This window comes from Reyranella sp. (genome assembly GCF_004297405.1).
Taxonomy (GTDB): Bacteria; Pseudomonadota; Alphaproteobacteria; order Reyranellales; family Reyranellaceae; genus Reyranella.
The window spans coordinates 139,266-152,669 of the sequence record NZ_SCVC01000021.1 but is presented as its reverse complement, the minus strand read 5'-3'; the positions used below and the strand labels follow the sequence as shown (position 1 = coordinate 152,669).

The following is a 13,404-nucleotide window of genomic DNA, read 5'->3' as shown; positions in this document are numbered from 1 at the left end:
ATCGCTTAGGGTCCGGCCCGTGCCCATGGGACTGTCCACGCAACAAACCATCTTCTGGCTGCGGCTCGCGACATTGGTCGCACTCTGCGTGCCGGCGGTGGAACTCGTCTGGCGCTGGTTCATCGGCGCTCTCGATCCGCGGCCGGTGACGCTCGCCACGCATGCCACGGGCGACTGGGCCGTCGTGCTTCTTCTCGTGTCGCTGGCTATGACCCCGGCCCGCGCCCTGTTCGACTGGATGCCGCTCATCCATATCCGACGGCGGATCGGTGTCGCGGCCGCGCTCTATGCGCTGGCGCATCTGCTGATCTACGTGCTCGACCAGAAATGGAACCTGATCGTCGTCGCTACCGAAATCGTGAAGCGCTTCTATCTCACGATCGGCTTCGTAGCCTTGCTGGCTTTGATGGCGCTCGCCGTGACGTCTACCAACGGCTGGCAGCGCCGGCTGAAGCGCAACTGGAAACGCCTGCACTGGCTGGTCTATCCGGCTGTCGCCGTGGCGCTGGTTCACTTCTTCATCCAGTCCAAGGTCAAGATCGGCGAAGCGGCCTTTGCCGCGGGCCTGTTCTTCTGGTTGATGCTGTGGCGTGTCCTGCCAGTGAAACTGCGCACCAGCTTCGCGGGCCTCTTCCTGCTCGCCGCCGCCGCGACCCTCAGCACCGTCGTGGTCGAAGCCACCTGGTACGGGCTCGTGAACAAGATCGACCCGGCGCGCGTGCTGATGGCCAACATCGACCTCGATCTGGTGCCGCGTCCGGCCCACAAGGTGCTGGCCGTTTCGCTGCTGGTGATCGTGCTGGTCGCGCTCCGGCGCGGCATCGCAGCCGCGAACAGGCTCTGGACGGAGCGCTATATCCGACGGACTATACCGACTTCCTGACCGGAAGAGGATATGACTGCGGAAGAATGGACGGCGGTGCGGCTCAGCCTGCTAGTCGCCACGACGGCGACGCTGGCCAGCCTGCCCTTTGGCATCGCCATCGCCTGGCTGTTGGCGCGGGGCAAGTTCTGGGGCAAGAGCGTGCTCGACACGCTGGTTCACCTGCCGCTGATCCTGCCGCCGGTCGTGACCGGCTACCTTCTGCTGCTCTCCTTCGGACGACGAGGCTTCATCGGGTCTTTCCTCGCCGATGAATTCGGCATCGTCTTTTCCTTCCGCTGGACTGGCGCGGCGCTGGCTTGCGCCATCATGGGCTTTCCGCTGATGGTGCGCGCGATCCGGCTCTCCATCGAGGCGGTCGATCGCCGGCTTGAAGCTGCCGCCGGTACGCTGGGGGCCAATCCGCTCTGGGTGTTCGCCACTGTTACTCTGCCGCTCTGCCTGCCGGGCATCATCGCCGGCGCCATCCTGGGCTTCGCCAAATCGATGGGTGAGTTCGGCGCGACCATCACCTTCGTGTCGAACATTCCCGGTGAAACGCAGACCTTGCCGTCGCTGATCTACACCTTGACCCAGGTGCCGGGTGGCGATGCGGCGGCGATGCGGCTCACCCTGGTATCGATCGCGATCTCCATGGTGGCCCTGCTCGGTTCGGAGTTGCTGGCACGTCGTATCGGTTCACGGCGGCAAACCGCATGAGCCTGGAGGTCGATGTCGAACATGCGCGCGGCAGTTTCCAGCTCCGGGCGCGCTTTACCGCGGCACCCGGTCTGACGGCGCTGTTCGGCCGCTCGGGTTCGGGCAAGACCAGCATCGTCGATATCGTGGGCGGCCTCATCCGGCCGACCCGCGGCAAAGTCATCGTCGATGGCCAGGTGCTGGTCGATACCGAGCGCCGGGTATTCGTCCCCGCCCATCGCCGGCGTATCGGCTATGTCTTCCAGGACAGCCGGCTCTTTCCGCATCTCAGCGTTCGCCATAATCTCCTCTACGGACGCTGGTTTGCGCGCGGCAACGGTGGCGCGGTGGCCGATCTCGGCGCCGTCGTCGATCTCCTGGGCATCGGTCATCTGCTCGACCGCCAACCCGATTCGCTCTCGGGTGGTGAGAAGCAGCGCGTCGCCATCGGTCGCGCCTTGCTTGCGCGGCCGCTGCTGGTGCTGATGGATGAACCGCTGGCCTCGCTCGACGAGGCGCGCCGGGCGGAAATCCTTCCCTATATCGAGCGGCTACGTGACGAAGCCGGCGTGCCGATCCTCTACGTCAGCCACTCCGTGGCCGAAGTCGCGCGGCTTGCCACGACGGTCGTGATCATGGCCGAGGGCAAGGTGACTGCGGTCGGTCCCGTGCTCGACACACTACCATTGGCAGATGCCAACGACGGCGGCTCGGTCCTGGACGCAACAGTCAGCCGCCACGACGAGGCCTTCGAGCTTTCCGTACTGACCACTGCCGCCGGCGAGTTACAGGTGCCGCGGCTCGGCGCACCGACTGGCGCACATGTGCGTGCTTATATTCGCGCACGTGACGTGATGCTGAGTCTGCGGCCGCCCGAAGATATCAGCGCCCTCAACGTACTCGGCGGTCGTGTCGCTAGCGTGACACCCATTTCCGGTGCGCAGGCCGATGTGCGGCTCGACTGCAACGGCGCCCTGCTGATGGCGCGGCTCACGATCAAGTCAGTCGAGCGACTGGCGCTGACACCGGGCCGGCCGGTCTTCGCTGTCATCAAGAGTGTATCGTTCGAACGCACCTGAGTGCGCTATGGTGGCGGCGCGAGGAGAACGCGATGTCACGCCTGCTTATGCCCTTTACGCCCCGCTTCATCACTTTCACGCTGTCGATTATCGCGGTCCCTGTCTTCGGGATCGCCTGGATCGCCGATCCGCATCCGGTGCTGGCGATCTGCTTCATCATCGCGGCCTTCCTGACAGCGGTCGGCATCCACGACCTCAACCAGACAAACCACTCGATCCTGCGCAACTATCCCGTTGCCGCTCATATTCGCTTCATCTTCGAGGAGATCCGCCCGGAGATGCGGCAGTACTTCTTCGAGGGCGACAAGGACGGCATGCCGTTCAGCCGCGACCGGCGCGCCGTGGTCTATCAACGCGCCAAGAAAGTGCTCGACGTGCGGCCCTTCGGCACGACCTTCGACGTCTACAGCGTCGGCTATGAATGGATGGCGCATTCGATCGCGCCGCGGCCGCTCACCAAGGATCCTTTCCGGATCATGGTCGGCGACACCGAATGCGCCAAGCCCTACTCGGCCTCCGTGTTCAACATCTCGGCCATGAGCTTCGGCGCGCTCAGTGCCAACGCCATCCGCGCCCTGAACGGCGGCGCCAAGCGCGGTGGCTTCGCGCACGACACCGGTGAAGGCGGCTTCAGCCCCTACCACCGTGAGAACGGCGGCGACATCATCTGGGAGATCGGCTCCGGCTATTTCGGTGCCCGCAACCCCGACGGCACCTTCAGCCCCGAGAAGTTCGCCGAGGTCGCCGCCTCCGACCAGGTCAAGATGGTCGAGTTGAAGCTCAGCCAGGGCGCCAAGCCCGGACATGGCGGCGTTCTGCCCGCTCCCAAGGTAAGCCAGGAGATTGCCCTGACCCGCGGCGTCCCGGTGGGAGAGGATTGCGTCTCGCCCTCGCAGCACTCGGCGTTTTCGACGCCGATCGAGATGATGCATTTCATCGCCGAGATGCGCCGCCTGTCCGGCGGCAAGCCGGCCGGCTTCAAGCTCTGCATCGGCCACGAATGGGAGTTTCTGGCCATCTGCAAGGCGATGCTGGAGACCGGCATCTATCCCGATTTCATCGTCGTCGACGGCAAGGAGGGCGGCACCGGCGCCGCGCCCATGGAGTTCATCGACCATATCGGCAAGCCGATGCGGCAAGGCCTCTATTTCGTGAATAACGCGCTGATTGGCATCGGCGCCCGACACCGCATCAAGCTGGGCGCCGCCGGCAAGATCATCACCGCCTTCGACATCGTGCGCGCCATGGCGCTGGGCGCCGACTGGTGTAATTCGGCGCGCGGCTTCATGTTCGCCGTCGGCTGCATCCAATCTCAGTCCTGCCACACGGATCGCTGTCCGACCGGCGTGGCAACCCAAAACCCCAGCCGCCAGAAGGCGCTGGTCGTGCCCGACAAGATCGAGCGGGTGGTCAATTTCCATCGCGCCACCCTGCACGAACTCGCCGAGCTGACGGCCGCGGCCGGGCTCGACCATCCGCAGGAATTCAAGCCGATCCACATCTCGCGGCGGGTTTCTTCCAGCGAAGTCCTGACCTATGCCGACGTCTACCCCTCCCTGTCCGAGGGCGAGCTGATCGCGGGCTCCGGCAACCCGCGCTGGCGCAAGCCCTGGGACATGGCCAATCCACACTCGTTCCGCGCGACGGCCTGATTCAGCCAAATCTGTTGCAGCAACACGCCGGTTGGCCCAGCAATGGGCCAACTACGAAAGGAAACGCCATGACTGCTCCGTTCGATTTTGCGTCCCTGCTGGCGCCCGGCACTCCGGCGCCCGCCGTCAAGTGGAACGGATTTCCGAAATACAATTTCATCGGCGGCCACAACGACGCCAAGAACGTGCCGGTCGACGCCCTGATCGCGGCGGCGACGGCTGTGCTGAAGCGCGAGGGCGCCACGCTCGCTACCTATGGCCTGAACAGCGGTCCGCTGGGCTATCGGCCGTTGCGCGAATTCCTGGCCGGCAAGCTCAAGGGACATGCCGGCATCAAATGCTCGCCCGACGAGATCCTGATCACCTCCGGCTCCATGCAGGGCCTCGACCTGATCAACAGCCTGCTGGTCGCCAAAGGCGATACGGTGTTGATCGAGCAGGAGACCTATGGTGGCGCACTGACCAAGCTGAACAAGCTCGGCGCCAACGTAATCGGCATCCCGCTCGACGATGAAGGACTGCGGCTCGACGTGCTGGAAGAGAAGCTCGCGGAGCTGAAGAAGAAGGGCGTGACGCCCAAGTACATCTACACCATCCCGACGGTGCAGAATCCGACCGGCGCCATCATGGGCGAGAAGCGCCGCGCCGACCTGATCGCTCTCGCCGCCCGCTACGGCGTCATGATCTTCGAGGACGAGTGCTATTCCGACCTGATCTGGAGCGGCAAGCGGCCGAAGTCGCTCTTCGCGATGGCGAATGGCGAGGGCGTGATCCACATCGGCTCCTTCTCCAAGTCGATCGCACCGGCACTTCGCGTCGGCTACATCGTGGCCAAGTGGGAAGTTCTCGCACGCATCCTCGGGCTCAAGCAGGATGCCGGCTCGGGCGCACTGGAGCAGATGGTGCTGGCCGAATTCTGCAAGCAGCACTTCGCCGACCACGTGCCCAAGCTCAACAAGGTGCTGGCCGCCAAGCTGCAGACCCTGCGTGAGGCTCTGGCTGAGCAGTTCGGCACCGCCGCCGAGTTCGGCGATCCCGAAGGCGGTATCTACCTCTGGATCAAGCTGCCCGATCAGGTCGACACGACCAAACTCGCGCAGGCCGCACTGGCTGCCGGGGTGTCGCTGAACCCCGGCCAGGAATGGTCGACCAACAAGGACTATGCCCGCTCGCGGCTGCGCCTCTGCTTCGCCAATCCCGAGCCCGAGACCATCAAGAAGGGCGTCGAGGTGCTGGCCGAGGTCTGCCGCCGCGAGTTCGGGGTCCCGCTGCGTAGCGCCAATGTGGAGAAGGGCGCCTAGCGCCCTCCTTCGCTATTTAGGCTCGACGATCACCATCCAGGAGACGCCGAACTTATCGGCGACACAGCCGAAGCGCGGCGAGAAGAAGGTCTTGCCGATCGGCATCTGGATCTGACCTTCCTTGGCCAATGCGTCGAAGGCTTTATCCGCCTCGGCCTCGTTGGCAACGGTGAGCGACAGCGAAAAGCCCTGGAAGTTGGGCTTGTCGTGCTGCATGCCGTCGGAACACATCACCATGGCATCGCCGATCGTGAAGGAGGCGTGCATGATCTTGTTAGTATCCTTCGGCATCATGGCCGCCGCATCGGGTTCGGGATTCTCACTGAAGCGCATCACCATGTCGATATTGGCGCCGAGCGTCTTCTTGTAGAAGTCGAGGGCTTCCTCGCAACGGCCATTGAAGAACAGATACGGCTGAATCGTCATCGCTTCCTCCTCTGGTCAATCGTCGATTGCCTGGTACGCACTGGTCCAAAAGTCAGTGTAAGCACGCGATGGCTGGGGTGAATCCATCATGCGCTGCGTCAGCAGGATACCGATCAGCCCTTCCTGGGGGTCGGTGTAGGCCGAGGTCCCGAGGCCACCATCCCAACCGAAACGGCCAGGCGTCTCCCAGAGATCGGTGCGGCGCACCGTGACAGCGAGGCCGAGCCCCCAGCTCTTGGAATCACCAAAGAACAGTTCGGCCCCCTCCTTCTGCGAAGGCAGAAGCTGGTCCGTCGTCATCAGTTCGACGGTCGGCCGCGCCAGCAGGCATTTGCGGCCATGCCGCCCCTTGGCGAGCATCATGCGACAGAAGGCCAGATAGTCGTCGGCCGTCGAGACGAGCCCACTGCTGCCGGCTTCGAAGACCGGTGGCTGGCTCCATCGCCCCTCTTTACTGTCGTCGACGCAGACGAGCTTGCTCGCCGCCGAGTCGTAGCCATAGGCGCCAGCAAATCGCTTCAGCTTATCGGCAGGCACATGGAAGCCCGTATCCCTCATGGCGAGTGGCTGGAAGAGGCGTTCCTGCAACACCTCGGCCAACGACCGATCGGCGGCGCGCGCCAATAGAATGCCCAGCACGTCCGAACCGGTGTGATACAGCCAGCGCTCACCGGGCTGATGGATCAACGGCAACTTGCCCAGCCGCGCCATGTACTGATCGGGCGTCACCGTGGGCATGAAGGGGCCTGGCGCAACGCCTGCCTCCTCCATCGCCTCCTGGATCGGGTGTCGCGAAGAGAAGTCCATCACTGCGCCGATGCCGAGCCGGAACGTCAGCAGATCGCGTAATGTGATCGATCGCGCCGCCGGTACGGTTTCCTCGAGCGGGCTCGACAGGCACTTCAGGACACGACGATCGGCAAGTTCCGGCAACAGCTCGTCCACTGGATCGTCGAGCCTGAGGCTTCCTTCCTCGACCATCGACATCGCCGCCGCGGCAAGCACCGGCTTTGTGAGTGAGGAGATACGGAAGATCGTGTCGCGGCGCATCTTCTCCTTGCCGCTCGCCGCCAATGTGCCGCCGACCACGACATGCGTATCGCCATGCCGATGAACGAGAGCGACAAAGCCCGGCATGTCGCCTCGCTCCACTCCTGCATCCAGCAGGCTGCGCAGACGCTCGAGCCGCGGTTTGGAAAGGCCGCGTTTCATTCAGTCTTTCCCGAATTCGGTATCGATCACGATCTGAATGGGATCGGTGAAGAACGGCGGCAGGCCATACTCCTGCGGATTGATCGTGGCGACGGCGGTTACGCCGATTCGTGGCTTGCCGCCGAAACCCTTGCCTGCCCCACCCAAGGTGACGTCGAAGGTGACGGGCTTGGTCTTGCCCATCAGGGTGAACTGGCCCTCGACCTTGCCGCGCGTCTTGTCGACTGGCTTGAAGGCGGTCGAGGTGAAGGTCGCCTGCGGAAAGGCTTTGGACTTCAGGAAATTGTCGCCGACCAGCTCCTCGGCAAAACCCTTTACGTTAGTGGTGATCGATGCCGTTTCGACCGAGACTTCGAGCTTCGACTTCTCGATCGCGGCCGGATCCCAGGTGAGCGATCCCTTCACGCGATCGAAGCGGAAGATGCTGTGCGAATAGCCAAGGTGGGAAACCCGGGCGATGACCGCCGTGTGCGACTCGTCGAGCGCATAGGTGCCGGCCGTCGCCAGTGCAAGGTCGCGTTCCGCTGCGAAGACACCCGGCGGCAGAGCCATTGGCGCAGCGGGGGCAGCAGCCGGGGGTGTCGTCTGCGCAAATGCCGTCGCCGAGGACATCGCCAACGCGACGACGAACACCTTCATTCCATTCTTCATGGCTCTTCTCCTCGTTACGCGACGATTATTTCTCGACGATTGTCTTCAGCTTCGTGAGACCAGCGGCGAAGTCCCGACCGATCATCTCGTCCATGTCCATGAACGTGCCAATCAGCTTGGTCATGAACGGACTCGGCCCATACATCGCCCATGTGACAATCGTCTGACCGTCTTTTGGTTGCAGGGTGAGTTCGGCGGTGTTGTGGCCTTCGAACGGCTTGATGAAATCGAGCTTGATCACGACCTTGTTGGGTGCAGCCGCCTCGGTAATCTCCATGCGGCCCTTGCCGACATTATTGTTGCCGTCCCACTCATAGGCGGCACCTTTGCCGCTCTCCGGACCGGCATAGGCGCGCTTCATATCGGGATCGCGCGCCTCGTAGGGCGACCACTCGCGCCAGCGCTTGAGCTCGGTGAGATAGGGAAAGATCTTCTCCGGCGGCGCATTCATGCTCGCCGTGCGCTGCACGCGAAACGAATCGGGCTTGGTCGAGGCGTAGACCAGAACCGCCACGACCGCCGCCACGACGACAATACCCAGGATCGCCAGAGCCCTTCGCATGCGAACCTCGCCTTTGTCGTTTAGTTAACCGAGGAGTTAAGATTTAGGCAAGGACATCGCAGCCGTCAATTGCCTCCGGAGCACAGGAGAGTAGATTCATGAAATTATGACCTCGTCCTTTCTCGAAGATGCCTCCTTCAACCAGTCGCCGGCTTTCGGTGATGTCGATCTTTTCGGCGCCGACCGGCCGTTGGCCGATGCCGCGCAGCGTGCAGGTCTCGATCTCGCTGCGCTCTCAGCCTGCGGCCGCGATTACGGTGCTGCCGATACGCTCGATCTTGGCAGGGTCGCCAACGAAAACCCGCCGAAGCTGCGGATCATGGACGGCAAGGGCAATCGGCTTGATTTCGTGGAGTTTCATCCCGCCTATCACGCCCTGATGGCGAAGAGCATTGGCCACGGCGTCCACGCTTCTACGCATGATAGCAGTGACAGCATCGCACCAGTGTCCGCGCGGGCAGTGCGGCTTTACCTCGCGACGCAGGCCGAGAGCGGCCACATGTGTCCGATCACGATGACCCATGCGTGCATCGGTGCGTTGCGTTCGGAGCCAGCAGTGCTGGCAAAGTGGCTGCCCCAGATCAGTACGCGCACCTACGATCCGCGGCCGCTGCCGTGGTGGGAGAAGAAGGGCGTGACCCTAGGCATGGGCATGACCGAACGCCAGGGCGGCACCGATGTTCGCGCAAACATCACCCGCGCGACGGCGCATGGCGACCACGTCGAGATCAGTGGCCATAAATGGTTCATGTCCGCACCAATGTGCGATGCCTTCCTGGTGCTCGCGCAGGCCAAGGGCGGCCTCACCTGTTATCTGATGCCACGCCACCGGCCCGACGGGTCGCAGAACGCCATCCGCTTCCAGCGGCTGAAGGACAAGCTCGGCAACAAGTCGAATGCTTCTTCCGAGGTAGAGTTTCACGGCGCCTATGCGGAGCGAGTTGGCGCCGAAGGCGCAGGTGTGCGCACCATCATCGAAATGGTGAACCTGACACGGCTCGACTGCGCCATCGCATCGGCCGGCCAGTCACGCATCGCGCTCACGCAGGCAATACATCACATCCGCAACCGTTCGGTCTTCCAGCGGCGATTGGCGGATCAGCCCTCGATGCGCGCCGTCGTTGCCGACATGGCGCTGGAACTCGAGGCGCAGGTCGCGCTGGTGTTCCGCCTCTGCCGCGCCGTCGAGCATGCCGAGTCGGATCCACGCGAGGCCGCCTATGCGCGCCTGCTGACGCCGGCGATCAAATACATGGTGTGCAAAAGCACGCCGCAGCTCGTCTACGAAGCCCTCGAATGCCTGGGCGGCAATGGCTACACCGAGGACCTGCCGTTGGCGCGCTATTTCCGCGAGTCGCCGCTGAACGCGATCTGGGAAGGCTCGGGCAATGTCATGGCGCTCGACGTCCTGCGCGCGGCCGGCCGCCATCCCGACGCCGCGACCGACACGCTGTCACGCCTGGTGCGCTCGGCCGCACAAGCCTTCAACGTCGGCCCGTTGGCGCAATCGCTGGAGCGGACCTTGAAATCGGGCGACGCCGAGCGCCGCGCCCGTTTCCTCTGCGAAGGCCTCGCCAAGATCGCCGCGGTGGCGGCTCTCGCCGAGGCAGGCTCGCCCTTCGCCACGATCTATGCCGACTCGCGGCTCGGCAGCACCCGCTTCGCACAGTACGGCGCCGCCGATCTGGGCGATGCCGAGACCGGGCTGATGGACCGCGCGCTGGCTGCGCAATGTCCTCACTGATCGAAGGTGCTTGCGGTCGCCCGGCGCGCCACTAGACTTTCGCACCATTGCCGGAGCCCGACGTTCCGGACCTGTCGCAGCGAGTATACTTTCCTGATGAAAAAGATCTTCACGGCGTGCCTCGGCACCGAGACCAATACCTTCGCCGCCATCCCGACCGGTCATCAACTCTTCGAAGAAACCTGCCTCTATCGCAAAGCCAGCTACGGCAAGAACGTGCCGATGTTCGGCTCGCCCCTCGCCGTCTGGCGCGGCCGCGCCGAGGCCAAGGGTTGGGAAGTGGTCGAAAGCCTCTGCGCCTTCGCCCAGCCGGCCGGCAAGACGGTGAAGAAGGTCTATGAGGCCTTCCGCGACGAGATCCTGACCGACCTCAAGGCGGCCCTGCCGGTCGACGGCGTGCTGCTCTCGATGCACGGTGCGATGGTGGCTGAAGGCTACGACGATTGCGAAAGCGACCTCGTCGCCCATGTGCGCAAAATTGTCGGCCCGGACGTGCCGGTCGGCGCCGAGCTCGATCTCCACTGCAACATCGGCGAGAGCCTGCTTCGCGATGCGACGGCGCTGGTGCTGTTCAAGGAATATCCGCATGTCGACGTGCCGGAGCGCGCCGACGATCTCTTCACGGTGATCGAGGGCGCGATCGAGGGCCGCACCAAGCCCGTCATGGCGGCCTTCGACTGCCGCATGATCGGCGTGTTCCACACGACGCGTGAGCCGATGCGCGGCTTCGTCGACAAGCTGCAGGCGATGGAAGGCAAGGACGGCGTGCTGTCGCTGTCCATCGGCCATGGCTTTCCCTGGGCCGACGTGAAGGAGATGGGCACGCGCCTGATCGCCATCACCGACAACGACAAGGCGAAGGCCGAGAAGTTGGCGCGCGAACTCGGCATGGAATTCTTCGCCATGCGCGAGCAGACGCAGCCCCCCTACGTGACGCTCGACGCCGCCATGGCGCGCGTCAGCTCGCACAACCTGCCCAAGCCCATGGTGCTGGCTGACGTGTCGGACAATGCCGGCGGCGGTGCAGCCTCGGACTCGACCTTCATCCTGAAGGAGCTGCTCGACCGCAAGGTGAAGGACGCGGCACTGGCCATGATCTGGGATCCCGGCGCGGTGAAGCTCGCCTTCGAAGTCGGCGAAGGGGCCGAACTCGACATCCGCCTCGGCGGCAAGCTCGGGCCGCAATCCGGCCTGCCGGTCGACGCACGCGCCAAGGTGCTGAAGGTCGAGAAGGACGTCACCATCGAGTTCGGCGGCGAGCGCAAGAGCGTGGGCTCGATCGGCGATGCAGCGGCCCTTGAGATCGAGGGCGTGACGGTGATCGTGAACTCGCGGCGCACGCAGTGCCTCAGCCGCGACTGCTTCACCAAGCTGGGCGTCGATCCCTCGACCAAGAAGGTGGTCGTCGTGAAGTCGATGCAGCACTTCCACGCGGCCTATGCACCGATCGCCAGCGAGGTGGTCTATGTCGCTGCCCCCGGTGCCCTGGTGCCGGACTGGTCGCTGCTGCCCTACCAGAAGGTAGACAAGGCGCAGTGGCCGTTCGTGGCCCAGCCGCACGCGTGAGCCGCTTCGCCTCCTACGGACTGGTCGCAACGGTCGCCGCGATGTCGATCGGCATCGCCGCTGCGCAATCGTCCGCACAATCGCCCAATGGCGTGAAAACGCTCGATCCGCCGGGCGCCATCAAGGTGGAAGGCACTTGGAGCCTCGGAACACGCGCGGGCGACCTCGTCTTCGTTGCGGGCATGCAGGGCGTCGATCCTGCGACCAACAAGCTGGTGCCGGATGCCGAGGCGCGCGTCCGGCAGGCGTTCCTCAACATCAGGACGATTGCCCAATCGGAAGGCGCCAGCCTGCAGGACTGCGTGCGGCTCACGGTCTATGTCAGCGACCTCAAGCGGGTGGCGCCGCTGGTCGACAAGGTGCAGGCCGAACTCTGGGGCAAGCCACCCTATCCGCCGCGGACCATGGTCGAGGTCCGTCGATTGTTCGATGACGACCTGATCGAGATCGACAGCGTCTTCTACGCCCCGCAGAAGAAGTGAATCGGGCGCGCTAAAAAGCCCGTATTTCAGGGCGTTTACAGCGGCGGGACTCATTGGTATGTTCCGCCCCGTCGCGGCCGGGGATGGCCGTTTTGTCGTTTTATATCAACGGCTTAACGAGGTCCCGTCCCGGCGCAAGGGGCGCGATATGAAGATTCTCACCGGCAACAGCAATAAACCGCTGGCGGAAGCCATTTCCGCGAAGCTGGCTTTGCCGTTGGTCAAGGCCAACATCCGGCGGTTCTCGGACAACGAGATCTTCGTCGAAATCCTGGAAAACGTGCGCGGCGAAGACGTCTTCGTCATCCAGTCCACGAGCTTCCCGGCCAACGACCACCTGATGGAGCTGCTGATCACCATCGACGCCCTGCGTCGCAGCTCCGCCCGGCGCATCACCGCGGTCATACCCTACTACGGATACGCCCGGCAGGACCGCAAGACCGGCTCGCGCACGCCGATCTCAGCCAAACTGGTCGCCAACCTGATCACCAATGCCGGCGCCCATCGCGTCCTGACGCTTGACCTGCACGCCGGCCAGATCCAGGGCTTCTTCGATATTCCACTCGACAATCTCTATGCCGGGCCGGTCTTTTCCAAGGACATCAAGGACACGCTGAGCAACCGCAAGCTCACCGTCGTGTCGCCGGACACCGGCGGCGTAGTGCGCGCCCGCGCCATCGCCAAGCGCATCGACGCCGACCTCGCCATCATCGACAAGCGGCGCGAGGCTGCCGGCGTCAGCGAGGTCATGAACGTGATCGGCGACGTGAAGAGCCGCGACTGCATCCTGATCGACGATATCGTCGATTCGGCCGGCACCCTCTGCAACGCCGCAGTGGCGCTGATGGATCAGGGCGCCAAGTCGGTCTCGGCCTATGTCACGCACGGCGTGCTGTCGGGCGGTGCGGTCGCCCGCGTCGCTGCCTCGCCGATGGAAAAGATGGTCATCACCGATTCGATCATGCCGACCGAGGCGGTGCGCGTGTCGCCCAACATCCGGCCGCTCAGCATCGCCACGCTGATGGCCGAAGCGATGAAGCGCATTGCCGACGAGACGTCGGTTTCGAGCCTGTTCGACTAAGAGTTTCTAGGAGTTTCAAGAGATCCGGCGTTGGGCACCCCTGGAGGCCACGCCGCGATAAAAGAGAGCAACCCAAGGAGAAGTGAG

General features: G+C 63.9%; 13 protein-coding genes. 9 read left to right on the top strand and 4 right to left on the bottom strand.

Translation table 11 applies throughout. The annotated features are described in order from the left end of the window. The first annotated feature begins 25 nt into the window (after window positions 1-25). The 5 genes from EPO50_RS14385 (at window position 26) to EPO50_RS14365 (ending at window position 5,593) form a co-directional block, all read left to right on the top strand. The gene (locus tag EPO50_RS14385) at window positions 26-883 is read left to right on the top strand and encodes a ferric reductase-like transmembrane domain-containing protein (RefSeq protein WP_296345121.1); all 858 of its coding nucleotides are present in this window, start codon (window positions 26-28) and stop codon (window positions 881-883) included. 12 nt (window positions 884-895) lie between these two features. Then, a complete protein-coding gene (modB, locus tag EPO50_RS14380) occupies window positions 896-1,582 on the top strand; it encodes a molybdate ABC transporter permease subunit (RefSeq protein WP_296345119.1) in 687 nt (228 codons plus the stop codon). Further along, complete coding sequence (modC, locus tag EPO50_RS14375) at window positions 1,579-2,640, top strand: molybdenum ABC transporter ATP-binding protein (protein WP_296345117.1); 1,062 nt, start codon at window positions 1,579-1,581, stop codon at window positions 2,638-2,640. Before modB ends, modC begins: the two co-directional genes overlap by 4 nt. 32 nt (window positions 2,641-2,672) lie before the next feature. Further along, the gene (locus EPO50_RS14370; RefSeq protein ID WP_296345115.1) at window positions 2,673-4,292 is read left to right on the top strand and encodes an FMN-binding glutamate synthase family protein; all 1,620 of its coding nucleotides are present in this window, start codon (window positions 2,673-2,675) and stop codon (window positions 4,290-4,292) included. Between the two features lie 68 nt (window positions 4,293-4,360). After that, window positions 4,361-5,593, top strand: a complete 1,233-nt coding sequence (locus EPO50_RS14365; RefSeq protein WP_296345113.1) for a PLP-dependent aminotransferase family protein — start codon at window positions 4,361-4,363, stop codon at window positions 5,591-5,593. Window positions 5,594-5,605: 12 nt separating this feature from the next. Here the strand turns inward: EPO50_RS14365 and EPO50_RS14360 are convergent, their stop codons facing one another. Genes EPO50_RS14360 through EPO50_RS14345 form a run of 4 tightly spaced genes read right to left on the bottom strand, consistent with a single transcriptional unit; the run spans window position 5,606 to window position 8,444 of the window. Beyond that, window positions 5,606-6,019 carry a VOC family protein gene (locus EPO50_RS14360; protein ID WP_296345111.1) on the bottom strand — a complete coding sequence of 138 codons (414 nt, stop codon included), beginning with the start codon at window positions 6,017-6,019 and terminating at the stop codon, window positions 5,606-5,608. Window positions 6,020-6,034: 15 nt separating this feature from the next. Then, window positions 6,035-7,231 (bottom strand): serine hydrolase, encoded by a 1,197-nt coding sequence (locus EPO50_RS14355; protein WP_296345109.1) that lies wholly within the window; start codon window positions 7,229-7,231, stop codon window positions 6,035-6,037. Further along, window positions 7,232-7,882, bottom strand: a complete 651-nt coding sequence (locus EPO50_RS14350) for a YceI family protein (protein WP_296345107.1) — start codon at window positions 7,880-7,882, stop codon at window positions 7,232-7,234. 25 nt (window positions 7,883-7,907) lie between these two features. Next, window positions 7,908-8,444, bottom strand: coding sequence for an SRPBCC family protein (locus tag EPO50_RS14345; RefSeq protein ID WP_296345105.1), 537 nt, complete (start codon window positions 8,442-8,444; stop codon window positions 7,908-7,910). A 106-nt stretch (window positions 8,445-8,550) separates the two neighbouring features. Between EPO50_RS14345 and EPO50_RS14340 the strand changes: the two genes are divergently transcribed. From EPO50_RS14340 to EPO50_RS14325, 4 genes are all read left to right on the top strand, one after another. After that, on the top strand, window positions 8,551-10,188 hold the full coding sequence (locus EPO50_RS14340) for an acyl-CoA dehydrogenase family protein (protein ID WP_296345104.1): 1,638 nt from the start codon (window positions 8,551-8,553) through the stop codon (window positions 10,186-10,188). A gap of 96 nt (window positions 10,189-10,284) precedes the next feature. After that, window positions 10,285-11,754 carry a M81 family metallopeptidase gene (locus EPO50_RS14335; RefSeq protein ID WP_296345102.1) on the top strand — a complete coding sequence of 490 codons (1,470 nt, stop codon included), beginning with the start codon at window positions 10,285-10,287 and terminating at the stop codon, window positions 11,752-11,754. Next, window positions 11,751-12,236, top strand: coding sequence for a RidA family protein (locus EPO50_RS14330; protein WP_296345100.1), 486 nt, complete (start codon window positions 11,751-11,753; stop codon window positions 12,234-12,236). Before EPO50_RS14335 ends, EPO50_RS14330 begins: the two co-directional genes overlap by 4 nt. A gap of 148 nt (window positions 12,237-12,384) precedes the next feature. Continuing rightward, the gene (locus EPO50_RS14325; RefSeq protein ID WP_296345098.1) at window positions 12,385-13,317 is read left to right on the top strand and encodes a ribose-phosphate pyrophosphokinase; all 933 of its coding nucleotides are present in this window, start codon (window positions 12,385-12,387) and stop codon (window positions 13,315-13,317) included. The last annotated feature ends 87 nt before the right edge of the window (window positions 13,318-13,404 follow it).

Coding starts and splice junctions, on each gene's coding strand:
- EPO50_RS14385 (WP_296345121.1), top strand. CDS start 26: ATGGGACTGTCCACGCAACAAACCATCTTCTGGCTGCGGCTCGCGACA.
- modB (WP_296345119.1), top strand. CDS start 896: ATGACTGCGGAAGAATGGACGGCGGTGCGGCTCAGCCTGCTAGTCGCC.
- modC (WP_296345117.1), top strand. CDS start 1,579: ATGAGCCTGGAGGTCGATGTCGAACATGCGCGCGGCAGTTTCCAGCTC.
- EPO50_RS14370 (WP_296345115.1), top strand. CDS start 2,673: ATGTCACGCCTGCTTATGCCCTTTACGCCCCGCTTCATCACTTTCACG.
- EPO50_RS14365 (WP_296345113.1), top strand. CDS start 4,361: ATGACTGCTCCGTTCGATTTTGCGTCCCTGCTGGCGCCCGGCACTCCG.
- EPO50_RS14360 (WP_296345111.1), bottom strand. CDS start 6,019: ATGACGATTCAGCCGTATCTGTTCTTCAATGGCCGTTGCGAGGAAGCC.
- EPO50_RS14355 (WP_296345109.1), bottom strand. CDS start 7,231: ATGAAACGCGGCCTTTCCAAACCGCGGCTCGAGCGTCTGCGCAGCCTG.
- EPO50_RS14350 (WP_296345107.1), bottom strand. CDS start 7,882: ATGAAGAATGGAATGAAGGTGTTCGTCGTCGCGTTGGCGATGTCCTCG.
- EPO50_RS14345 (WP_296345105.1), bottom strand. CDS start 8,444: ATGCGAAGGGCTCTGGCGATCCTGGGTATTGTCGTCGTGGCGGCGGTC.
- EPO50_RS14340 (WP_296345104.1), top strand. CDS start 8,551: ATGACCTCGTCCTTTCTCGAAGATGCCTCCTTCAACCAGTCGCCGGCT.
- EPO50_RS14335 (WP_296345102.1), top strand. CDS start 10,285: ATGAAAAAGATCTTCACGGCGTGCCTCGGCACCGAGACCAATACCTTC.
- EPO50_RS14325 (WP_296345098.1), top strand. CDS start 12,385: ATGAAGATTCTCACCGGCAACAGCAATAAACCGCTGGCGGAAGCCATT.